The sequence below is a fragment of the Kitasatospora sp. GAS1066B genome (genome assembly GCF_041262605.1).
In the GTDB taxonomy this organism is placed as follows: Bacteria; Actinomycetota; Actinomycetes; order Streptomycetales; family Streptomycetaceae; genus Kitasatospora.
Genome location: NZ_JBGCCO010000012.1, coordinates 176,860 through 199,141 on the forward strand (window position 1 = coordinate 176,860; position 22,282 = coordinate 199,141).

Genomic DNA, 22,282 nt, shown 5'->3' on the forward strand with positions numbered 1-22,282 from the left:
GATGGCCGGTGACACGTTCACCGCGATCGTCAACCCGATCTCGGGCGGCGGCCACGCCCTCGCCCGCTGGGAGCCGATCGCCGCGCTGCTGCGCGCGGCCGGCGCCATCGTGCGCACGGAGCCGAGCCGGGACCGCGAACACGCCATCGCCGCCGCCCGAGCGGCCGCCGAACGCGGCGAGGTGGTGGTCGCGGTCGGCGGCGACGGCATGGTGCGCGACGTGGCCGACGGCACCGTGCGCGGCGGCGGCACGATGGCCATCGTGCCGGCCGGGCGCGGCAACGACCTGGCCCGTACCCTCAAGCTGCCCGGGGCCGGCGAACCGGCGGCGGTGGCCCGGCTGTTGCTGGCCGGACAGCGCCGCACGATCGACGTGCTGGAGGTCAACGGGGTGATCGCACCGGGCAACGTGTACATCGGGATCGACGCGCTCGCCACCCGGATCATCAACGCCGGACGCGGCCTGCCCGCCCTGCTGCTCTACCGGCTGGCCCCGCTGCGGGCGATCCTCAGCTGGCGGGCGGCCGGCTACACGCTGACCGTCGACGGTGCGCGGCGCGAGGTGCGCGGGCACACCGTGGTGGTGGCCAACTCCGGTGCGTACGGGCATGGTCTGCGGATCGTGCCGACGGCCGTGCTGGACGACGGGCTGCTCGACGTGATGGTGGTCGGCGACGGGCCGCGCTCGAAGGTGATCGCCTTCATGCGCGAGGCCAAGCGCGGCACTCACCTACGCCGACCCGAGGTCAGCGTGCAGACCGCGCAGGAGGTCACGGTGGACGCCGACCGGCCGATCCCGGTCTGCGCGGACGGCGACGAGATCGCGCAACTGCCCGCCCGGATCCGGGTGCTGCCCGGTGCGCTGGCGGTGCTCGCGCCGTAGGGTGCCTCGTAGCGGTGCGTTGAGGCGACACCGTCCAGGTGCGGACCAGCGGGCGGTAGGTCCAGAGTGCAGAGGAGAGGCGATCCGATGGCTGCGCAGTTCGGTGACTACCAGTACGAGATCCAGTTCAACGCACTGTCCGGCGTGCTCCCCGAACTGCCGATGGCCTTCGCCGAGTTGGAGCGGAGGGCGAAGGCCACCCTGTCGCCCTCGCTCTGGTCGTACGTCGCGGGCGGCGCGGGCGACGAGTTCACCCAGCGGGCCAACGTCCGCGCCTTCGAGCAGTGGGGGCTGATCCCCCGGATGCTGGTCGGGGCCGCCGAACGCGACCTGTCGGTGGAGCTGTTCGGGCTCACCCTGCCCTCGCCGCTCTTCCTCGCCCCGGTCGGCGTACTCGGCCTCTGCGCCCAGGACGGGCACGGCGACCTCGCCACCGCACGGGCCGCCGCCCGTACCGGGGTGCCCATGGTGGCCTCCACGTTGACCGTCGATCCGCTGGAACAGGTCGCGGGTGAACTCGGCGACACACCGGGCTTCTTCCAGCTCTATCCGCCCAAGGACCGTGAGCTGGCGGCGAGTCTGGTGGCCCGGGCGGAGGCGGCCGGGTTCAAGGGCATCGTGGTCACCCTGGACACCTGGGTGCTCGGCTGGCGCCCCGGCGACCTGGCCACCGGCAACTTCCCGCAGCTGCGCGGCAACTGCCTGGCCAACTACACCTCGGACCCGGTCTTCCGGGCCCGACTGGCCAAGCCGCCGCAGGAGGACATGCAGGCCGCCGTGCTGGAGTGGGTGAGCGTCTTCGCCGCCCCGCTGACCTGGGCCGACCTGCCCTGGCTGCGCTCGCTCACCACGCTGCCGCTGATCCTCAAGGGAATCTGCCACCCCGAGGACGTGCGACGGGCCAGGGACGCGGGGGTGGACGGGATCTACTGCTCCAACCACGGCGGCCGCCAGGCCAACGGCGGGCTGCCGGCGCTGGCCGCGCTGCCCGGCGTGGTGGCGGCGGCCGACGGGCTGCCGGTGCTCTTCGACTCGGGCGTGCGCAGCGGCGCGGACCTGGTCAAGGCGCTGGCCCTGGGCGCCACGGCGGTCGGGGTCGGGCGCCCCTACACCTACGGGCTGGCGCTCGGCGGCGCGGCCGGGGTCGAGCACGTGCTGCGCTCGCTGCTCGCCGAGGCCGACCTGATCATGGCGGTGGACGGCTACCCGACGCCGGCCGACCTCACCCGGGACGCGCTGGTGCGGCTCCCGGGCGAGGTCGGCTGACGCTCACTCCTCGCTCACTCCCCGCCTTACTCCTCGATCGCCCCACGAACCGCGCGCAGGTGCTCGCGGAAGGTCAGCTCGGGGTTGGTCCGGCGCGCGGCGAGGTAGGCGTCGAAGCGGACCTGGGCCCGCAGCGTGTCACCCGAGCGGATCCGCTCCGCCTGACCCCGCTCGGTGTCGCGGATCTGCTCGGCGAGGGTGAGGAGTTCCTCGGCGCGGGCGGCGGGCGCGAAGAGCACGCCGTCGTCGTCGCCGAAGACCAGGTCCGCGCTGGTCACCGTCCACTCCCCCACCGTGGCGGCCGCCAGCGCGTCGGCGGGCCGGGCGTCCAGCCGCTGCGGCCCGGTGGGGAGCGAGCCCTGGCTGAAGACCGGCAGCCCGATGGCGCGGACGTCGGCGGTGTCGCGGTGCAGCCCCCAGATCACCACGCCCGCGAGCCCGGCGGTGCTCGCCTCGAGCACCACCAGGTCGCCGGCGCAGGCCTCGTCCGTCCGCCCGCCGTTGTCCACCACCAGGACGTCGCCGGGCTCGGCGGTCTCGAAGGCCTCCAGGAAGATGTCGACGCTGCCGACATGCCGGGCCGGACGCACCCGCCCGGCCACCCGGACACCGGGCAGCACGGCCTGCAGCGGCGCGGGTGCGCAGCGCACCGGGACCTGGGCGCGGACGCAGGCGTCGGCCAGGTGGGCGGTGGTCAGCGTCTCGAACCGCTTCTGAAGCTCGTGGTGGTCCATCCGGTCTGCCCTCTCACACTGCGCCGTGGGGTTGGGATTCCTGCTGACCAATGATCAGGGAGCGGGCACGGTGCGCGCAATGACTCCTGGGGCGCCCGGCAAGATCCGCAAGAGAGGCCCTAACCCCACGGGCGTGTTGGGCAGCGCTGGCTCAGGCGGCGGAGAGCGCGATCTCGGTGGACTTGATCAGGGCGACCACACGGGTGCCGGCCGCCAGGCCGAGGTCCTCCACGGCGTCCTTGGTGATGGCGGCGGTCAGCTCGCCGCCTTCGATGGCGACCTTGACGGTGGCCATCGCCCCACCGGTGGCCACCTCCACGACGGTGCCCGGGAGTTGGTTGCGGATGCTCACACCGGTGACCGGGGCGGTGGCGATCGCGATCTCGGTGGACTTGGCGAGCGCGTTGACCGACGAGCCCTCGGCGAGGCCGAGTTCCTTGACCGCGTCGAGGGTGATCGCGGCGGTGATCTCCTGGCCACCCGTCAGGCGTGCTCGTACCGTGGCCATGACCGCGCCGTTGGTGATCGCGGTGACGGTGCCGGGGAACTGGTTGCGAATGCTCAGCGTCATGACGGGCTCCTCGATCGAAGGCGCATTTCGGGCAGATCGGACTGCCGCTGCCGCCCAGCCTGCCACGCCCGTCACGACCCCGTCGCCAGTCACTCGCATCAGCCAGCGGTATGGCGGGCCGGGCCTCGCAAATTCCGCCCACTCGGCGGCGGATCTCACCCGGTGGGCGCAACGGGCGCCCGTCAGAAGCCGGCCCGCGCACGCAGACGGGCAGCCGGAGAGCCGCCGACCGGAAGCCGGCAGGCCGGCGGCTCTCCGGCCTCGCGCCGGGCCTTGCGGAGCCGGCGGCGAGGCTGCTCGCTGCGGGACGGGGGTACCCCGGCGAGCTCGGTGCCGATCCTGCCGCACCGTCCTCGCGCCCGACTGGAGCCGCCCCGTGACGCGAAAGGTCCCCCCGGATGCCGGTGCGGCATCCGGGGGGACCTTCGTCAGATGACAGTTGACGCTACGTCAGCCCAGCGTGGCCAGCGCCTCGTTGAGGATCGCCGACGGACGCATCACGGCCTCGGCCTTGGCGGCGTCCGGCTGGTAGTAGCCGCCGATCTCGACCGGCTGACCCTGGACGGCGATCAGCTCGGCGACGATCGCCTGCTCCTGCTCGGTCAGCGTCTTGGCCAGCGGGCCGAAGGCCTCGGCCAGTTCGGCGTCCGCGGTCTGCTTGGCCAGCTCCTGGGCCCAGTACGTGGCCAGGTAGAAGTGGCTGCCGCGGTTGTCGATACCGCCCAGGCGGCGGCTCGGCGACTTGTCCTCCTCCAGGAAGGTGCCGGTGGCGCGGTCCAGGGTGTCGGCCAGCACCTGGGCGCGGGCGTTGCCGGTGGTCTGCGCCAGGTGCTCGAAGCTGGCCGCCAGCGCGAAGAACTCGCCCAGGCTGTCCCAGCGCAGGTAGTTCTCCTTGAGCAGCTGCTGGACGTGCTTGGGGGCGGAGCCGCCGGCGCCCGTCTCGAAGAGGCCACCGCCGTTGATCAGCGGGACGACCGAGAGCATCTTGGCGCTGGTGCCCAGCTCCAGGATCGGGAACAGGTCGGTCAGGTAGTCGCGCAGCACGTTGCCGGTGACCGAGATGGTGTCCTCGCCACGGCGGATGCGCTCCAGCGAGAAGGCGGTCGCCTGCTCCGGCGAGAGGATCTCGATCTGCAGACCCTCGGTGTCGTGCTCGGGCAGGTACTCCTTGACCTTGGCGATCAGGTTGGCGTCGTGCGCGCGGTCCTCGTCCAGCCAGAAGACGGCCGGGCTGCCGGTGGCGCGGGCGCGGTTGACGGCCAGCTTGACCCAGTCGCGGATCGGCACGTCCTTGGTCTGGCAGGCGCGGAACACGTCGCCGGCGCCGACCGGCTGCTCGATGACCACGTTGCCGGCCGCGTCGACCAGGCGGACGGTGCCGTCGGCCGGGATCTCGAAGGTCTTGTCGTGGCTGCCGTACTCCTCGGCCGCCTGCGCCATCAGGCCGACGTTCGGCACCGAGCCCATAGTGGCCGGGTCGAAGGCGCCGTGCTCGCGGCAGTTGTCGATGACGACCTGGTAGACGCCCGCGTAGCTGCTGTCCGGCAGCACGGCCAGGGTGTCGGCCTCCTTGCCGTCCGGGCCCCACATGTGGCCGGAGGTGCGGATCATGGCCGGCATCGAGGCGTCGACGATGACGTCGCTGGGCACGTGCAGGTTGGTGATGCCGCGGTCGGAGTCGACCATCGCCAGCGCCGGGCCCTCGGCCAGCTCGGCGTCGAAGGAGGCCTTGATCTGCTCGCCGTTCGGCAGCGCGGACAGGCCCGCCAGGATCGCGCCCAGGCCGTCGTTCGGGGTCAGGCCGGCGGCGGCGAGGTCGGCGCCGAACTGCTCGAAGGTCTTCGGGAAGAAGGCGCGCACCACGTGGCCGAAGATGATCGGGTCGGAGACCTTCATCATGGTGGCCTTCAGGTGCACCGAGAAGAGCACGCCCTCGGCCTTGGCCCGGGCGATCTGGGCGGTGAGGAAGGTGCGCAGCGCGGCGACGTGCATCACCGAGGCGTCGACGACCTCGCCCGCGAGCACCGGCACCGACTCGCGCAGCACGGCGGTGCTGCCGTCGGCGGCCAGCAGCTCGATCCGCAGCGAGCCGGCCTCGCCGATCACCGCGGACTTCTCGGAGTGGCGGAAGTCGCTGACGCCCATGGTGGCGACGTTGGTCTTGGAGTCCGAGCTCCAGGCGCCCATCCGGTGCGGGTGCTTCTTGGCGTACTTCTTGACCGAGGCGGGCGCCCGGCGGTCGGAGTTGCCCTCGCGCAGGACCGGGTTGACGGCGCTGCCCTTGACCTTGTCGTAGCGGACGCGGACCTCGCGGTCCTCGTCCGTCTTCGGGTCGTCCGGGTAGTCCGGCAGCGCGTAGCCCTGGGCCTGCAGCTCGGCGATCGCGGCCTTGAGCTGCGGGATCGAGGCCGAGATGTTCGGCAGCTTGATGATGTTGGCCTCGGGCGTCTTGGCCAGCTCACCGAGCTCGTGGAGGGCGTCGTGGATCCGCTGGCCCTCCTGGAGACGCTCCGGGAAGCTGGCGATGATGCGCCCGGCCAGAGAGATGTCGCGAGTCTCCACCTTGACGCCCGCCGTCGAGGCGTACGCCTGGACCACCGGCAGGAACGAATACGTCGCCAGGGCCGGGGCCTCGTCAGTGTGCGTATAGATGATGGTCGAGTCAGTCATCGGTGCTCCGCTTCACGGCTACAACGTCTTGATATCAAGATATCCCGTGACCGACCCTAGCCGATACCAACCCCGGGGCGAACCGCCGGAGGAGAACCGGTCGCACTTGACCATGACGGCCGCCCCGGACCGGTGGGTCCGGAGCGGCCATCAGCGGGTCAGCAGATCAGAAGGTCGGCGCGTCAGAGGGTGGCATTGAGGGTGAACGGCTGGGTCACCGTGCCCGCCGCGCTCCTGGCCGTGATGGTCAGGTGGAAGCTGCCCAGCGCCAGCTCGGTGCCGGAGAGGGTGGCGGTGCCGTTACTGCCCGGGGTGAAGGTGATCCCGCCCGGCAGCGTGCCGCTCAAGCTCAGCACCGCGGCCGGGAAGCCGGTGGTGGTGATCGTGTAGTTGAACGGGATCAGCAGGAAAGCGGTTGCCGAGGGCTTGCTGGTGATCGCCGGCGGCTGGTTCACCGTGACGGCGAGCGCCTGGGTGGCCGTGCCGGCCGCGTTGGCGGCCGTGACCGTCAGCGGGTAGACCCCGCCGCTGCCGGCGGCCGGGGTGCCCGCCAGCGTCGCCGAGCCGTTGCCGCTGTCCTTGAAGGTCACGCCCGCGGGCAGCGTGCCGGTCGCGGTCAGCTTCGGGGCCGGGACTCCGGTGGCGGTCACCGCGAAGCTGCCCGCGCTGCCCGTGGTCAGCGTGGCCGTGCTCGCGCTGGTCACCGCCGGGCCGGTGGACTGGGTGACCGTGACGGTCACCTGGGCGGTGGCGGTGCCCGCGCTGCTGGTCGCCGTGATGGTCACCGGGTAGCCGCCGCCGGTGCCCGAAGCGGCGGTGCCGGCCAGGCTGCCGGTGCCGTCGCCGTTGTCCTTGAAGGTCAGGCCGCTCGGCAGGGTCCCGCTCTCGGAGAGCGCGGGGGCCGGGTAGCCGCTGGTGGTCACCGCGAAGGTGCCCGCGGTGCCGGTGGTGAAGGCCGCCGTGGTGGCGCTGGTCACGGCGGGCGCCTGGGCGACGCCCAGGGTCAGGTTCTGGACGACCGAGCCGGCGGCGTTGCTCGCGGTGATGGTGAGCGGGTAGCTGCCGCCGCTACCGGCTGCCGGGGTGCCCGCCAGGGTGGCGGTGCCGTCGCCGTTGTCAGTGAAGGTCACACCGCCGGGCAGGTTGCCGCTCTCCTTGAGCGCGGGCAGCGGGGAGCCGGTGCTGGTCACGGTGACGCTGAAGGCGGTGCCGACGCCGGCCGCGGCGGTGGCCGAACTGGTGATCAGCGGCGCGACGTTGATGATCAGGGTGCTGGACGAGCCCGCGCCGACCGGGGTCCACGCGGAGAGCGTGCCGCCGTAGGACGCGCCGAAGGCCGCGCCGTTGACCGTGGTGCCGGCCGGGACGGTGACCGGCACGTCGACCGAGCCGCCACCGGAGTTGGTGATCACCACGGCGCCGTTCTGCACCGAGGCGGTGACCGTGCCGGCCTGCTCGGCCGAGGCCCAGGCCGCCGACTGGCCGAGGGTCTGCGCGGTCTGCGCGTCGTTCGTCTGGGTCAGCGGCGCGGTGTACCAACTGTTGTACTGCGACAGCATGTTGTTGATCAGGGTGAGCAACGTGTAACCGTAGTCGGAGGTCACGCCGTTGACCGTCTGGGTGGCCGGACCGATCAGGTTGGTCTGGTGCGCGTAGTTCATCCGCGGGTCGTCGGCCAGCACGTGGCCGAGCATGATCCGCGACTCGTTGGCGAGCACGGTGGCCTCGGTGGCCGGGGTGCTGGTGCAGGTGGTCGACGGGGTGTCGACGCACTTGCCGGTCTCGTTCGGGTACAGCGGGTCACCCATCGAGGAGTTGCTGCCCACGTAGAAGGTGTTGTACTCGCTCAGCTCGTCGGGCCAGTTGCCCGTGTTGTAGTAGATGTTGCTCGGGTAACGCGGCGCGGAGACGGCGGTGTTGCTCACGCCGCCGGCCGAGTTGCCCGCGATGGTGTAGCTCTGCGGCTGGCGCGAGGCGTCGGTGCCGAAGACCTTGATCCCCAGGTCCGCCATCGCCTGCGGCATGTTGGGGTTCTCCAGGCCGGAGTGCTCACCGGTGACCAGGCTGCTGGTGGTGTAGTTGGTCAGGCCGTTGTTGACGGCGAACGCGTCGTCCAGACCGATCTCCTGCTCGATGCTGGAGTCCGGGTTGGCGCTGGTGGCCGGCAGCCAGCCCGCGCGCGAGGCGCAGCCGATGCCGGGGTCGGTCGCGGTCGGGTAGCTGGCAGTGCTGCCCGGGCCGCCGCCCGAGGAGGTGGCGCCGGTGTCGGTGAAGGAGTACCCGGTGGTCGCGCCGGTCGGGTCCTCCTTCACCTGGCCGACCAGGCCGAAGCTGGTGGAGCCGGCCGGGGCGCGGTAGACGTCGTAGCCCCAGAAGCCGGTGCCGCCGGAGTACTCCGACTCCAACTTGGCGAGCGAGGGACCGTCACCGTTGGCGGCGTCCGGCCAGCTCAGCGAGACCGAACCGTTCGCGGCCACGGTGACCTGCGCCGGGGTCGAGGGCTCCGACTCGCCGTAGGCGGTGGCGGCGGTGACCTCGTAGCTGTAGCCGCCGGCGGCCAGCGAGCCGCCGGCGCCCGCGGTAGGCGCGTTGGTCGGCAGCGGGGCGGCGACCGTGCACCCCAGGTACATGTGCGACCAGGTGTGCGTGATCCAGTCGAACGAGGCCTGCTGCTTGAGCAGTTCGTTGACGAAGCCGGAGTCGTTCGGGTAGCCGCTGTCCACCGTCTGGCCCGGGTCGGTGAAGGTCTGGCCGTTCACCGTGGTGCTGCCGGAGCAGTTGGCGCTGGACGTAGTGGTGGTGCTCGGCGCGGTGCAGGCGCCGATCGCGTTGAAGGCCAGCTCCAGCTTGATGCCGGTCTGCTTCTCCCAGTTGGCGACGTAGTCCACGTCGGCGGCGCTCATCTGCTCGTCCGGCGGGCCGGCGGCCGCGTTGCCGCCGATGCCGGCCGGGCAGAGCACGTCGTTCGGGTTGGTGGCGCCCGGCGTGCACTGGTACTGCCGGCTCCACTCGTTGTCCGCGATGAAGAGGTCGTCGACGTCCTGGCCGAAGTAGTTCCGGTACAGGCCGAGATGGGTGTTCTGGGTGACCCAGTTGATCAGCCCGGGCGACAGCAGCAGCCAGGGCAGCATGGTCGAGTTGTAGTCGAAGGTGAGCGACAGCTCCGAGACGCCGGCCTGCGGGTCGGTGCTCGGGTGCTGGTAGACGGCGGCCAGCGTCTGGCCCGCGGAGTTCTGCAGCCACGGGGTGACCGGGGCGCCGACGACGGGCGTGGCCGGGTAGCCGTAGGAGCCGCTCTCGAACGGCACCGGGCCCTTCAGCTCGGGCAGTTGGGCCAGCGCGGCGGTGGTCAGCTGCGCGGTCCCGGTCACCGCGCCGGAGCTCGCGGCGGTCAGGCCCAGCGAGGGCGACGGGTACATGTAGCCGTCGAGCTGGCGCACGCCGAAGCTCGACTCGTAGCTGTCCAGGCCGCTGAGCTGGCCGGCGGCGAAGAAGGTCGGCGAATCCGCCACCACAACGCCGTTGTAGTAGGCGTGCGTTCCGCTGGAGAGCGCGGGCAGCGACACCGTCTCGCTGCCGATCGAGCCGGTGGCGGTCACCACGGTGTACGGGACGCCCTCGGTGCTCAGCGCGTTCTGCCAGGCGACGGTGGTGGGGTCGCCCGCCCCACCGCCGATCAGCAGGACCTTCAGATCCAGTTGCGGGGGTGTCGCCGCTGCGGCCGACACCCCCGCCTGTGCGGTCGCCAGCAGCGTTACCGCTGCCACCCCCGCGGCGAACCACTTAGCCCCTCGTTTGAACACGGTCTTCCCACCCCATGTCGGTACGGGTTTGCGCCGACCTGACGGCCAGCCAGCACAGCATGGAGTGAGTGAGGGGGTAGTGGGGTGGAATATGGCGGATTCGGGGGCAGATATTCATCTGGCGGCCAGCAGGGTTCAGCGAACTTCCAGGCTGCACCGGTAGCTTGACCAGGTGGGCTGGTCCAGCAGCCAGGTCCGGCGACTCAGCCGACGTTGAGGGCGGTGTCGTCGATGACGAAGCTGGTGGTGCCGCCGTTGGCGTCGGTCTCGGTGCCGGTGAACTTGAGCGTGACGCTCTGGCCTGCGTAGGCGGACACGTCCGCGGTGTGCTGGCTGTAGCCGCTGTTCTTGTTCAGGTTGGAGTAGCTCGCCACCGTGCTGAGCACCGTGCCGCCACTGTTCAGCAGTTGGACGTTGAGGGTGTCAGGCTTGGCGCTGCTGGTGCTCTCGGTGGTGTCGATGTGCAGCCAGTAGGAGAGGGTCGCGGTGCAGCCGGCCGGGATGGTGACGGTCTGCGCGACGGTGTCGGTGTCGGCCTTGCCGTCACCGTTCAGCCAGGCGTCCCAACTGCCCGAGTGGGTGGGCTCGTCGGCGGTGTCGTTGTTGATCGGCGCCGAGCCGAGCGTGGAACTCTGGGTCCAGGGTGCGCCGTTGGTGCCGTTCTCGAAGCCCGGGTTGCCCAGCAGCTGCGCCGCGGTGCAGCCGCCACCGCTCGACCCGGTCACGGTGAGGGTGTAGGTCGCGGTGTGCGTGCCGGAGGCGGCCGTTCCGGTGATGGTGATGGGGTAACGACCGGATGGAGTCGTGGTGCTGGTGGCGAGGCTCAGGGTGGCGGACGAACCCGCGGTCACCGAGACCGGGCTGAACGAGGCGCTCGCGCCGGCCGGCAGGCCCGAGGCGGTCAGCGCCACCGACTGCGCGCTGCCGGAGGTGACCGCCGTACCGACGGTCACGCTCGCGCCCGAGCCCGCCGCCACCGAGCCGGTGGCCGGGGAGGCCGAGAGCGAGAAGTCGTTGGCCGAGGTGCCGCCGCTCGCCGGGCTCCAGTAGTCGCCCGCCATCACGATGTCCACCAGCGTCTTGATCGTCTCGCCGTAGTAGCCGTCGCCGAACGGATTGGTCGACAGGTAGTTCCAGATCGTGTCGGTCCACGCCTGGTCACCCGAGGCCATCGCCGCCGGACCGACCGCGTCCCCCGCCTCCTCCGCCTGGTCGGAGGTGCTGTACGGGGTGCAGTTCAGGTTCGTGTGCGGGTAGACGTTCTGCGGGTTGCCACCCGACTCGCCCTTCAGGCAAGCGCTCTCCTTGGTGGCGAGCGCGTACTCCGCCGCTGCCGTCGAGCTCCCGTTGAGCAGCGCGTCGGTGCCCATGTGCCAGGGCACCCGGATCGAGTTGTAGCCGACGATGTTGTCCGGCTGGTTCTCCTGGTAGTTGGCCGGCGCCGGCTTCGGGCTGCTGGTGTCGGCGTTGACCACGAAGTCGGAGAGCAGGCCCGCGCTGGAGGAGTAGGCGGCGGTGAAAGCGCGGTCCAGCGCCTCGGTGCGCTGGATCACCTTGTTCCAGTCGTGCGAGGTGTCGTAGGCCGCGAACGCCCGCAGGTGGTCGAGCATCTGGTCGGAGGGGCGGGTGTCGGTGTTCGGACCGTCGTCCTCGCACTTCAGGTGTCCGTCGGGGGCCACGTCATGGGCGTAGAAGGAGGCCAGCCAGGCCTTGGCGTCAGCGGTGTAGCCGCCCCACTGCTGGTCGGCCAGGATCAGGCCGTAGCCGATGTCCAGGTCGCCGTCGGTGGCCGCGTCCGGGGTACCACTGCTGTAGTACTTGCAGGTCTTGCCGTCCAACTGCCACTGCATCAGGCCGTACTGGTCCTCGTGGTCCTTGACCAGCTGCCACAGGCCGTTGAACTCGGCCTGCGCGCCGGCGTCGTAACCGGCCATCAGCGGCACGATGTTCATGCCGTAGCCCTGTCCTTCGGAGACCGGGCCGTTGTTGGTCGCGTCGCCGTCGCCCTTGGTGGACACGTAGTACTCGTTGCTCGCGCAACCGTGCACCAGGTAGGTGGACTTCCACGCGCTGTACTGCTTCTCCACGGCGGCGTCGCGGGCGGCCTGGGAAGCCGAGGGCAGGACGCCGACCTGGTAGGTCACGTGAGTCGGGAACGGGTGGGTGGGGGTGGCGGCGGCCTGGGCGGGCGCCGCGGCCAGCGCGGTGAGCGAGAGCCCGATCAGGCATCCCGTCAGCACGGAGGCGACCGGGGTCTTCCAGTGGGTTCGCACGCGGAACTCCTTCGTGGGGGGCGGAGTTGGGCGATAGTTAGGAAAGCTTCCTTACGAGATGCTGTCAAGGGGCGCCGCCAGAACTGGGTGGGCTGACCTCGTCCAAGGTGCTGCCCCCGAGGGGGGCCGCAGTCCGCCAGGGGTGGGGCTGCGGCCGGCCCGGGCGGCTACGCCGTCGCCCGGCGGGCGTAGACCTCGATCTCGATCTTCATCCGGACATCCGCGAGGCCGCACACCAGCATCGTCGCGGCCGGCCTGACCTCGCCGAAGCAGCGCCGCAGCACCGGCCAGCACGGCTCGAAGTCCGCGCGCTCAGGCAGCAGGTAGCGCACCCGCACCACATCGGCGAAGCCGCAGCCGGCCTCCTCCAGTGCGGCCCCGATGTTGCGCAGGCACTGCTCGGCCTGCTCCACCACGTCGTCCGAGATGGTCATCGTCGTGTAGTCGAAGCCGGTGGTACCCGACACATGCACCCAGTCGCCGTCGACGACGGCCCGGGCATAGCCGATCTGCTCCTCGAAGGTGGAACCGCTGAGGATCGCACGTCGCTCTGTCATGATCGAACGCTAGGCGACCGACGCGGCACCCGTCCACCGCCGCCGCGCGGTCGCAAGTCGGCATCGCGGGCGTGCTGTCGGCGCCACGGGGACGCAAGTCAGCGCCGGCGAGCGGAAGTCAGCGCGACTCCCCCGCCAGCAGGTCCGCACCCCACACCGTCAGCCGCTCCGCCGCTGTCCCGGTGCCGTCCAGCACCTGCCGGACGAACGCCTCCCGCTCGTGCGCCAGTACCGCGGCCTCCCAGACGCACGGCGCCAACCCAGCTCGCCCGGGCCGGAGTTGCTCGGGCTTCCCGGCCGGACCGATGAAGATCGCCAGATCGGACATGTGCCCCTCGATCCAGCTGTGCACCAGGATGTAGTCGCCGTCCGCGCCCGCGTGCGCGATCAGCACGGCGAGCCCCAGCGAGCCCCGGGCCGCGCCGCCCGCCAGGTGCCCGGCGGCGAGGTCCACCAACGGCGCCAGGTCGAGCTCGGTCAGGGCGCGCCCCGGTGCCTCGATCGCGTACACCTTCAGCAGGTGGCCGCCGGCCTCCCGAGTGGCGAACGGCCGGATGGTGCGGGTGTGGTGGCCGGCGGCGAGCGCGAGCAGGGCCCGCTCGTCCACCGCTGACGGCAGCGTCGAGGCCGCCGAGGGAACCTGATGAGTGGTCATTCCCCCATCATCGGGTGGCGGACGGCTCAGTGCCAGGGTCTCCGCGAGGCAGATCCAGGGGTGCTGATCGCCGGCGTGCTGCGAGCCGAGGCGCCGAGCGCAGTGGTACTGAGCACGGCCGTGAGTGCCGATCGGCGGGCGCACCGTCACGCGAGCCCCCGACCGGCCCACTGACCGCGCGTCAGATCGGCCTCGCTCAGCACCCCGCCACTAGCGTCACCCTGGACGCAGTGACGACACGAGGTGGTGGAGATGCCCGAGGCGAGCAGCGAACGCGATCGGCTGACGGTTCCGCAGGGCCTGGCCGCGCTCTCCCTCGACGCGCTGGCCTCCGTCGCGTACGGGCCCGAGGCGATCGTGCTCGTGCTGGCCGTGGCCGGCAGCCAGGGGCTGAACTACACCCTGCCGGTGACCCTGGCGATCGTCGTGCTGCTGGCCGCGCTGACCTTCTCCTACCGCCAGGTGATCGCCGCCTTCCCGAACGGCGGCGGCGCCTACGCGGTGGCCAAGGCACACCTGGGCCGGCGGGTCAGCCTGGTCGCCGCCGCCTCGCTGATCATCGACTACGTACTGAACGTCGCGGTCTCGGTCTCGGCCGGCGTGGCCGCGCTGACGTCCGCGTTCCCCTCCCTCTACGCCGACCGGGTGGTGCTCTGCGTGGTGGTGCTCGCCGTGATCACCGCGGTCAACCTGTACGGCGTCGCCGAGTCGGCCAAGATCCTGATCCTGCCGACGGTGGTCTTCGTGGTGGCGATCTTCACGGTGATCCTGGTCGGCCTGCTGCGTACCAACCCGGTGACCGAGCCCACCCACGCGGCGGCGGCCACCGAGAGCGTCGGCGTCCTGCTGCTGCTCAAGGCCTTCGCCTCCGGCTGCGCGGCGCTGACCGGGGTGGAGGCGATCGCCAACGCCGTGCCGACCTTCCGCAAGCCCCGGGTGCAGCGCGCGCAGCGCACCGAGATCGCACTCGGCGGGCTGCTCGGCAGCATGCTGATCGGCCTCTCGCTGCTGATCCGTCACTTCCAGGTCGCGCCGAACCCCACCAAGACCTTGCTCGCCCAGCTCACCGAAGCCGCGCTCGGCCACAACGTGGCTTTCTACGTCGTCCAGTTCAGCACCACCGCCCTGCTGGCCCTGGCGGCGAACACCTCGTTCGGCGGGATGCCGGTGCTCACCTCGCTGCTGGCCCGCGACCACCACGTGCCGCACGTCTTCGCACTGCGCGCCGACCGGCAGGTCTACCGGCACGGGGTGCTGGTGCTGGCGGGCGCGGCGCTGGTGCTGCTGATCGGCGCACAGGGCAACACCCAGGCGCTGGTCCCGGTCTTCGCGATCGGCGTCTTCATCGGCTTCACCATCTCCCAGATCGGCATGGTGCGGCACTGGCGCCTGGAGCGCGGTCCCGGCTGGCACGGCCGGGCACTGCTCAACGGGATCGGCGCGGTGCTCACGGCGGCGGCGACCGTGATCGAGCTGATCGCCAAGTTCGACAAGGGCGGCTGGCTGGTCTTCCTGGCGGTGGCCGTGCTGGTCACGCTCTTCGAGTCGATCCACCGCAGCTACGCGCGGATCGGCCTGGCCCTGCACGTCGGTGAGGTGCCCGAACCGCCGCAGCAGCTGCGCTCGCTGGTGATCGTGCCGGTCGGCGCGGTCAACCGGCTGACCCAGGAGGCGCTCGGCATCGCGCTGTCGCTGGGCGACGAGGTGCGCGCGGTGACCGTGGTGCACCCCGAGGACGAGGACGGGCCGAGCGCGGAGCAGCTCCTGGAGGCCTGGAACCAGTGGCACCCGCGGGTGCCACTGACCGTGCTGGCCAGCCGCTCGCGCTCGTTGGCCCGGCCGATCGTGGACCACCTGCGCGAGCTGGCGGCGGCCGACGAGCACGATCGGCTGGTGGTGCTGATCCCCGAGCTGCACCTGCCGCACCCCTGGCAGCGGCTGCTGCAGAACCAGCGCGGCGTCCTCCTCGACCGCGCGATCCGCCAGCACACCGACGCGGTCATCTGCCGCCTGCGCCTGCGGCTCCCGATCCCGGACTGACAGACCCGCCGCGCGCCGTGCCACCCTCGCACCTGACGGGTCGTCAGAGTCGGTCCAGCTACTGCCGGTTCAGCTCCGTTCGGCACCCGGCCAGCGCTGCTCGACCTTCGCCAGCCGCCAGTACGTCAGCGCGCCGGCCCAGACCACCACGAAGAGTCCGACGATGACGAAGCCGACGTTGTTCAGGTCGACGCCGGAGACCCAGCCGGTGACCGGGTCGGTCAGGCCGAGTTGGTCGTGCAGCACGCCGACCAGCTCGATGGTGCCGATCAGGAAGGCGACGGCGATCGACAGCCCCGTGATGGTGAGGTTGTAGTAGACCTTGCGGGTCGGGTTGGAGAACGCCCAGTGGTAGGCGAAGTTCATGAAGGTGCCGTCGAGGGTGTCGAACAGGCTCATGCCGGAGGCGAAGAGCAACGGCAGGCAGAGGATCGCGTACCAGGGCAGGCCGGCGGCGGCGCCGGAGCCGGCCATCACCATCAGCGTGACCTCGGTCGCGGTGTCGAACCCGATGCCGAACAGCAGCCCGATCGGGTACATCTGGCCGGGGCGGGTGATCGACTTGGTCAGCCGGCCCAGGATGCGGTTCATGAAGCCGCGGTTGTCCAGGTGCTTCTCCAGCTCGTGCTCGTCGAACTGGCCCGCCCGCATCGCCTTGAACACCCGGTGGATCCCGGCCAGCGAGACCAGGTTGAGCGCCGCGATCAGGTAGAGGAACCCGCCCGAGACGCTGGTGGAGACCAGGCCGAGCATCTTGTGGGCACCCGAGTTGTCGTCGGTCAGGGTGCCGACCACCTGGGCACCGGCCGCGACCAGGCCCGCCAGCACCACCACGATGGTGGAGTGGCCGAGCGCGAACCAGAAGCCGACCGAGATCGGCCGCTTGCCGTCGGCCATCAACTTGCGCGTGGTGTTGTCGATCGCCGCTATGTGGTCGGCGTCGAAGGCGTGGCGCATGCCCAAGGTGTAGGCGGTGACGCCCAGGCCCAGACCGAAGACCTGGTTGCCGACGGTGTAGCGGTGCGGGGCGACCATCGTGATCAGGACGAAGAAGGCGACCACGTGCATGGCCAGGATCACCGCCAGCAGGCCGCCGGTACGGATCCAGTCCCGTCTCTGCCAGCTGAGGGAGGGGGTTGCGGCGCCCGCGGACAGGGCGGACGCGCTCGCGGAAGCGGTTTCGGGCATGGTCATCTCAGGGCAGCCTCTCCAGCACCTCGTGGACAGTTCGTCGTGCGGTGCCGTGGCCGGTCTCCTGGCTTTGGGGTACCGACCTCCCGAAGGGCGCGGAGAGTCGAACGTCCCCGCACCCGGCCTTCCCAGACGCCAAGGCATCCAGTGACCTCCCGCCGTCGCGGGCGAGAGTGGTGCGAGAACTTCCCGATAACAGTGGCGAGGGCCGCTCCGGACTCCTGTGACAAGGCACAGTGCACCGGTCTTCCCGAACACCACGGCGGTGAACAACCTAGGGCCCGGCCCGCTCGGCCACAAGCCTGCATACTTCCGCAGGTGTTCAGCTGTGGTGGACATCACCGGCGCACGGTGGCGAAGATGACTCCCATGCACCTGGTACCGGAGGACCGCGCACACCGGCGCGCGATCGACGAGCACACCGTCTGCGACGCCATCGCCGGCATCGGCGCCCCGGAGAGCGTCCGCGCCTGGGCCGCCCGCTTCTCGCTGCTCGCCGAACCGAGCCGCCTGGCCCTGCTGCTGGCCATCCACCGCGCCGGCCCGATCGCCGTCACGGACCTCGCCCTCGCCACCGGCATCAGCGAGACCGCCGTCTCCCAGACGCTGCGCCTGCTGCGCGCCTCGGGCACCGTGACGGCGGCGAAGGACGGCCGGGTGGTCCGCTACCAGCTGCTCGACCCCGACGTGGCCGCCCTGCTGGACCCGATGCCGCAGCTGCCACACATCCCGCACGTCCGGCGGGTGCCGCAGGTGCCGCAGCAGGACTGACGGCGGGGCCGCGACTTCTCGCTACGCCGTCTTGAGTCGGGTCACCAGCTTGTGCGTCAGACCACGGGCGATCAGCTTGACCATGTCGACCTTGCGCGGCTCGTTGTAGATCAGGAAGTCGTCGAAGCGGTGCACACCCCGCCGACCGGCGACGGCGACGGCCGCGTCGCGGATCGCCACCAGCTGCGCCACGCTCATCTGGAGTGCCCGCTCATCGGGCTGGTACGCGGCGCCGATCGGGTAGTCGACGCCCGGGCGGGTGGTCATCTCGACGTGGCAGCCCAACACATGGGTGATCGGTCGGGTGCCAGCGAAGTCGACCAGCCGCTCCATGGTCGCCAGGAACGCGGCGGAGTCGGCCACGTAGAGGCGGCCCGGCAGCACGGTGTCACCGGTGAGCAGGATCCCGGTCCACGGGTCGTAGACGGTGATCGCCGCTTGGTGGTGCCCCGGAGAGGCGAGGACCTCCAGGACTCGGCCGCCGAGGTCGAAGGTGACGTTTTCGAGGGGCTGGGAGCCGCCGGAGCCGGAGACCGAGCCGGACCCGAATCCAGCGCCCAACCCGAAGAAGGAACGGACGGCGTCGGCATCCCGCGCGACCACAGTGGTCGCGGGACGGTCGGCGAACTGGGCGTCCGCGGCCACGTGGTCGCCGTGCCCGTGCGTGTGCGCGATCACCAGCTCGTACCGCGCGCGACGTTCGCCCTGCTCGCCAGGGTGCTGGTCGAGCCACTCGCCGATCAGCCGGTCGACCGTCGTGCGCAAGGGGAAGTGGTCGGGGTCGGCCGTCGCGCCGGTGTCCAGCAGCAGGGCCCGGTCATTGCCGAAGAGCAGGAAGATGAACGGCGCCTCGTAGTTGACCGACTTGCTCTGGCGCAGGATGACGGTGTGCTCGTCGTAGTGGTGCACCTGGATCTTCGGCTCGCCGTCCGAGCGCTTGCCGGGCACACCGTGGATCCAACTGACCTCCAGCGAGCCGGCGGTGGGCGCCGCGCTCACGAAGTCGATCAGGCTGTCAGTCATCGGAGTCATTCTCGTTCTCCCCCGCTTCGAAGTCTGGTAGCGGCGTCGCCGCCATGAAGTACCGGACGCGCTGCCGTCCGGGTCGGAGCTGCCGGCCGGCCGCCGCGCTCCTGGCGAGGTAGGGCTGGAGCAGCGCCAGCCACTGCTCTTGGAGCTCTGCGGCCTCGTCGGCGGACAGCACGGCGATCGCGGCGGTGATGGCTGCCTTCGGGGTGCCGTGCTCATCGCCCTGTGGGGGCTGATCGCCTTGTGCGGGGCGGTCCTTGTGAGCCAGGTGGTCGAGGATCGCCTGCATCTCCCGTTCCACCACCAGCCGTTCGAGCTGCCGCGTGACGACCGCGTCACCGCCTGAGGCGATCCGCACGGTCGGCTGCGACTCGGCCACCCGCCACTGCCGCTCGCGACGGTCGCGTCCCGGACCGGCGTCCTCCACGTAGCCGTACTTGGCGAGCTGACGGAGATGGAACGAGCAGTTCGCCTGCGGCACACCGAGGACACGTCCGCACTGCGCCGCCGTCGCCGGCCCGGTCGCGGCCAGCAGCTCCATCAGGTCGAGGCGGAGCGGGTGGGCCAAGGCCCGGATCGCCGTGGGGTCGCTGATTCGCATATCCCAAAGACTACTTTGGGATATGGAGATGTCAAGGGTTTCTTTGACTTCTGGGTGGACCGGCTCCCGCATACCCGCAGAGTTCGCCGCGATCCTCGCCCCCGCCGACGCCGCCGTCCGGGCCGGCCGGGAGGACGAGGACAGCACTGCGGTGCTCAATCTGACGGGCCGTCCGCCCCGCACCTTCACCCGGTTCGTCCAGGAGCACGCGGCCCGGTGGGCAGCACCGGCCGCAGTGCGGCGTTCTACCTCGGCTCACCGAGCCAGGTGTCGCTCCAACGCGACGAGGAATGCGTCCGGGTTCTCGAGGTGGCAGGCGTGGTCGCCGGGCAGTTCGAGAACCCGGGTATCGGGCAGCCGTTCGTCGAGGACGGCGACAACTCGCTTGAGCCAGTCGGCGGTCGCGGAGCCGTGGACCAGGAGGACAGGGCACCGGATGTCGGCAAGTTCGGCGACGTCGCGGTCGGGCCGGTCGGCCTGCTCCGAGCTCCAGGACAGGGCCATCCGGTGCGGGACCCAGCGCGGCCAGGCAGGGTGCTCACGGGCCTGGTCCTTCGACGGCGCGAGTCCGGCGAGTTCGAGGAACTCGGCCAGGTCATCCTCGCTCACGTCCTGCCCGGCCAGCGCATGCAGGAACTGGTTCAATCGGGCGACCTCGGGGTCGCACTCGCCGAGACCGTCGAGGATCCAGTACGCCGCAGGCTCCACGAGCGTCAGCGTCCTCACCCGCTCCGGATGGGCCAAGGCGAACTCGATGAGGGCTCGTCCGCCGCCGGACCACCCCGTGAAGTCGGCCGTCTCGACCCCAAGGGCGTCCACAGTCATGAGCAGCGATTCCCGCTCGATCGCCGCGGTGTACCCGGCCTCCCCGCGCTCGCCGGCCGAGCCGAGCTCGTTGTGGATCGGCTGCACCCTGACGACCCTCCGCCCCGTCGACAGGGCATCCGCGAGCGGCGTCCACGACACCCACCCGGTGAGACCGCCAGGCACCAGGACGACCGGCGGTCCCTCACCCTTCACCTCGTTGACCAGGACCCTCGGTTTCATCGCCCACCTCTGACGGGTTGACAGCAGCTCCCGTCAACGTAACCACGATCCCGGCTTCACGCCGAGGATGTCGGCTGCGAAAAGGCCGAAGCATCAGAAGTCCGCCTCACTCATCGGCGGCCCACCCGGGGTGATCCCGGCCAGGCGAGAAACGAGCCGAGCGGGAACGGGCTAGGGCCTCGCTTACCGATCTTGCCGGGCGCGCGACGCCGGGCATCCCGCCTGGACGCACAAGATCCGTAAGAGAGGCCCTAGACGGCGACTTGGCCGCCGGCGGCGTCCGTCGCAGCGGCGGACTCCAGCGACCGGATCCGCGGAATCGGTGACGCGAGCAGCCAGAGCAGCGAGAGCGAGCCGCCGACCGCCGCCAGCAGCAGCGTCTCGCGCAGCCCGATCACCGTGCCGAGCAGGCCTCCGGCCAGGGCGCCGAGCGGGCGGACACCGTAGTTGACGGTGCTGAAGGCGCCCGAGACCCGGCTTCGCATGCCGTCCGGGATCACGCTGGCCTGTAGCGAGTTGAGGTTGACGTCGAAGAGCATCACCCCGAGGCCGCTGAGGAACTCGGTGGCGGCGAGCGCGCCGGCCCGGGCCCAGAGCGGACCGGCGGCCGTCGCCATGATGGCCAGCGGGGCTGGGAAGAGCACAGCGCCTATCGCGACCGTGCGCCCGATGCCCAGCCGGCGGGCGACCCGCGGGGCGAGCACCGCACCGAGCAGGCTGCCGGTCGCGCCGACACCGAAGGCCAGGCCGATGCCGCCGGCGGACAGGCCAAGGCTGCGGCTGGCGAACAGCACGATCAGCGCGTTGGCCACGAAGGTGAAGAAGTTGACGGTGGTGCAGCAGCCCAGGCTGGCCCGCAGCACCGGGTGCCGCACCACGAAGGCCAGTCCCTGCCGGGCGCGGGCGAGCATCGACAACTCGCCTGCCTGCGCCGCCGGGAGCTGTGGTTCGTCGAGCGGGATGCGACCGACCAGCAGCGCCGAGGCCAGGAAGGAGACCGCGTCGACCAGCACGGCGACGGGAGCGGTCAGCGCCTGGACCAGAGTGCCGCCGATCGCCGGACCCGCGACATAGGAGGCTGAACGGCTGGTGCTGAGCTTGCTGTTGGCCTCCAGATAGGAGGACCTGGGTATCAGGTGCGCGAAGAAGGGCGAGTAGGCGCTGTTGAACAGCACCGCCGCCGTACCGGTCACCACGGCGACCAGGAAGAGCTGACTGATCGTCACTGAGCCGCACCAGTAGGCGATCGGGAGTGTGGCCAGCGTGCCGGCTCGGACCAGGTCGGCGATGACCATCAGGCGACGCTTGCGACGCTGGTGGTCGACCCAGGCACCGAAGAGGATCGCCAACAGGTTCGGGACCCAGATCAGCGCGGTCAGCAGCGACACCTGGGCGGCGGAGGCGTGCAGGGCAGTGACGGCGATCAGTGGCAGCGCCAACTCCGATATTCGGTCGCCGAATTGGGAGACAGACTGGCCGGTCCAGAAGCGTAAGAACCGCCGGTCGCGCCAGAGTGACGCGGGTACAACCTGAGCGGCGGAGGCCAGGGCGCCCGCACCGGCGTCGGTATCGGCGTCGGTCATGAGGTGCGGCTCCCGTTCTGCTCATCGGCGCCTTCCGGCAGGACGTACCGCATCAACCGCACCCCGCGCGCGTCAGCGGGCCGCTCGGCCGGGTCCCGGGTCACGTACGGCGCCAGCACCCGCTCGATCGCGTCCTCGACCGCAGCGAGTTCCTCGATGGAGAGCATCACCCGGGTGTTGGACAGGCCGCCGAGTTCGCGCCACTCGGGCGCCAACTCGGGCTCGACCTCGGTGATCCAGCGCTGCGGCAGGTCGGCGTACCGCAGGAACATGTGCTGGGCGAGCAGCCGCGCCGCCGCCGTCCCGCCCTCGTCGCCGGGCACCGGTCCGTAGCGGAAACCACTCGCCACCGCCTCCCAGCGCCGCTGCCTGCGGTCCGGGCCCGGCTCGGCGTCCCGGACCAGTCCGAAGCCGGCCAGATGACGTAGGTGCCAGCTGGTCACGGACGGGGTGGCCCCGACGTCGGGCGAGAGTTGGGTCGCGGTAGCGGGGCCGTGCCGCTGCAGGCGTTCGAGGATGGCGAGCCGCACGGGATGCGCCAGCGCCCGCATCGCCTGCGGATCGGTGATCTCTAGATCACCGTAGTGATTGCTGGGGTCCATGGTCTG

At 71.0% G+C, this 22,282-nt stretch carries 17 protein-coding genes and 1 riboswitch; of the genes, 4 read left to right on the plus strand and 13 right to left on the minus strand.

The window, feature by feature from the left end:
• Position 1 precedes the first annotated feature (1 nt).
• Complete coding sequence (locus ABH937_RS16175) at positions 2-883, plus strand: diacylglycerol kinase family lipid kinase (protein ID WP_280690067.1); 882 nt, start codon at positions 2-4, stop codon at positions 881-883.
• Positions 884-970: 87 nt separating this feature from the next.
• On the plus strand, positions 971-2,149 hold the full coding sequence (locus tag ABH937_RS16180) for an alpha-hydroxy-acid oxidizing protein (protein WP_280690068.1): 1,179 nt from the start codon (positions 971-973) through the stop codon (positions 2,147-2,149).
• A 26-nt stretch (positions 2,150-2,175) separates the two neighbouring features.
• Here ABH937_RS16180 and ABH937_RS16185 read toward each other — a convergent pair whose 3' ends face one another.
• From ABH937_RS16185 to ABH937_RS16215, 7 genes are all read right to left on the minus strand, one after another.
• Complete coding sequence (locus ABH937_RS16185) at positions 2,176-2,883, minus strand: RraA family protein (RefSeq protein ID WP_280690069.1); 708 nt, start codon at positions 2,881-2,883, stop codon at positions 2,176-2,178.
• 151 nt (positions 2,884-3,034) lie between these two features.
• Positions 3,035-3,454 carry a molybdopterin-binding protein gene (locus ABH937_RS16190; protein WP_280690070.1) on the minus strand — a complete coding sequence of 140 codons (420 nt, stop codon included), beginning with the start codon at positions 3,452-3,454 and terminating at the stop codon, positions 3,035-3,037.
• Between the two features lie 450 nt (positions 3,455-3,904).
• Complete coding sequence (locus ABH937_RS16195; RefSeq protein ID WP_280690071.1) at positions 3,905-6,124, minus strand: NADP-dependent isocitrate dehydrogenase; 2,220 nt, start codon at positions 6,122-6,124, stop codon at positions 3,905-3,907.
• Between the two features lie 182 nt (positions 6,125-6,306).
• Positions 6,307-9,891, minus strand: a complete 3,585-nt coding sequence (locus tag ABH937_RS16200) for a putative Ig domain-containing protein (protein WP_280690072.1) — start codon at positions 9,889-9,891, stop codon at positions 6,307-6,309.
• A 239-nt stretch (positions 9,892-10,130) separates the two neighbouring features.
• Positions 10,131-12,200 carry a glycosyl hydrolase family 8 gene (locus tag ABH937_RS16205; protein ID WP_370218579.1) on the minus strand — a complete coding sequence of 690 codons (2,070 nt, stop codon included), beginning with the start codon at positions 12,198-12,200 and terminating at the stop codon, positions 10,131-10,133.
• Positions 12,201-12,367: 167 nt separating this feature from the next.
• A complete protein-coding gene (locus tag ABH937_RS16210) occupies positions 12,368-12,757 on the minus strand; it encodes a RidA family protein (protein WP_280690074.1) in 390 nt (129 codons plus the stop codon).
• 118 nt (positions 12,758-12,875) lie between these two features.
• Positions 12,876-13,412, minus strand: coding sequence for a hypothetical protein (locus ABH937_RS16215; RefSeq protein ID WP_280690075.1), 537 nt, complete (start codon positions 13,410-13,412; stop codon positions 12,876-12,878).
• A gap of 252 nt (positions 13,413-13,664) precedes the next feature.
• Between ABH937_RS16215 and ABH937_RS16220 the strand changes: the two genes are divergently transcribed.
• Positions 13,665-15,452, plus strand: a complete 1,788-nt coding sequence (locus ABH937_RS16220) for an APC family permease (protein WP_280690076.1) — start codon at positions 13,665-13,667, stop codon at positions 15,450-15,452.
• Positions 15,453-15,521: 69 nt separating this feature from the next.
• Here the strand turns inward: ABH937_RS16220 and ABH937_RS16225 are convergent, their stop codons facing one another.
• Entirely contained in the window at positions 15,522-16,646 is a 1,125-nt protein-coding gene (locus ABH937_RS16225; RefSeq protein ID WP_370218581.1) for a HoxN/HupN/NixA family nickel/cobalt transporter, read from the minus strand.
• Between the two features lie 33 nt (positions 16,647-16,679).
• Positions 16,680-16,920: riboswitch (cobalamin riboswitch) on the minus strand.
• Positions 16,921-17,003: 83 nt separating this feature from the next.
• Between ABH937_RS16225 and ABH937_RS16230 the strand changes: the two genes are divergently transcribed.
• A complete protein-coding gene (locus tag ABH937_RS16230; RefSeq protein ID WP_370218583.1) occupies positions 17,004-17,414 on the plus strand; it encodes an ArsR/SmtB family transcription factor in 411 nt (136 codons plus the stop codon).
• Between the two features lie 21 nt (positions 17,415-17,435).
• Here ABH937_RS16230 and ABH937_RS16235 read toward each other — a convergent pair whose 3' ends face one another.
• From ABH937_RS16235 to ABH937_RS16255, 5 genes are all read right to left on the minus strand, one after another.
• Positions 17,436-18,437 (minus strand): MBL fold metallo-hydrolase, encoded by a 1,002-nt coding sequence (locus ABH937_RS16235; RefSeq protein WP_370218585.1) that lies wholly within the window; start codon positions 18,435-18,437, stop codon positions 17,436-17,438.
• On the minus strand, positions 18,430-19,044 hold the full coding sequence (locus ABH937_RS16240) for a winged helix-turn-helix domain-containing protein (protein ID WP_370218586.1): 615 nt from the start codon (positions 19,042-19,044) through the stop codon (positions 18,430-18,432). The genes ABH937_RS16235 and ABH937_RS16240 overlap by 8 nt, the downstream gene beginning before the upstream one ends.
• Before the next feature lie 255 nt (positions 19,045-19,299).
• Complete coding sequence (locus ABH937_RS16245) at positions 19,300-20,091, minus strand: alpha/beta fold hydrolase (protein ID WP_370218587.1); 792 nt, start codon at positions 20,089-20,091, stop codon at positions 19,300-19,302.
• A 251-nt stretch (positions 20,092-20,342) separates the two neighbouring features.
• On the minus strand, positions 20,343-21,674 hold the full coding sequence (locus tag ABH937_RS16250) for an MFS transporter (RefSeq protein WP_370218588.1): 1,332 nt from the start codon (positions 21,672-21,674) through the stop codon (positions 20,343-20,345).
• Positions 21,671-22,276, minus strand: coding sequence for an ArsR/SmtB family transcription factor (locus tag ABH937_RS16255; RefSeq protein WP_370218589.1), 606 nt, complete (start codon positions 22,274-22,276; stop codon positions 21,671-21,673). Before ABH937_RS16255 ends, ABH937_RS16250 begins: the two co-directional genes overlap by 4 nt.
• Positions 22,277-22,282 lie beyond the last annotated feature (6 nt).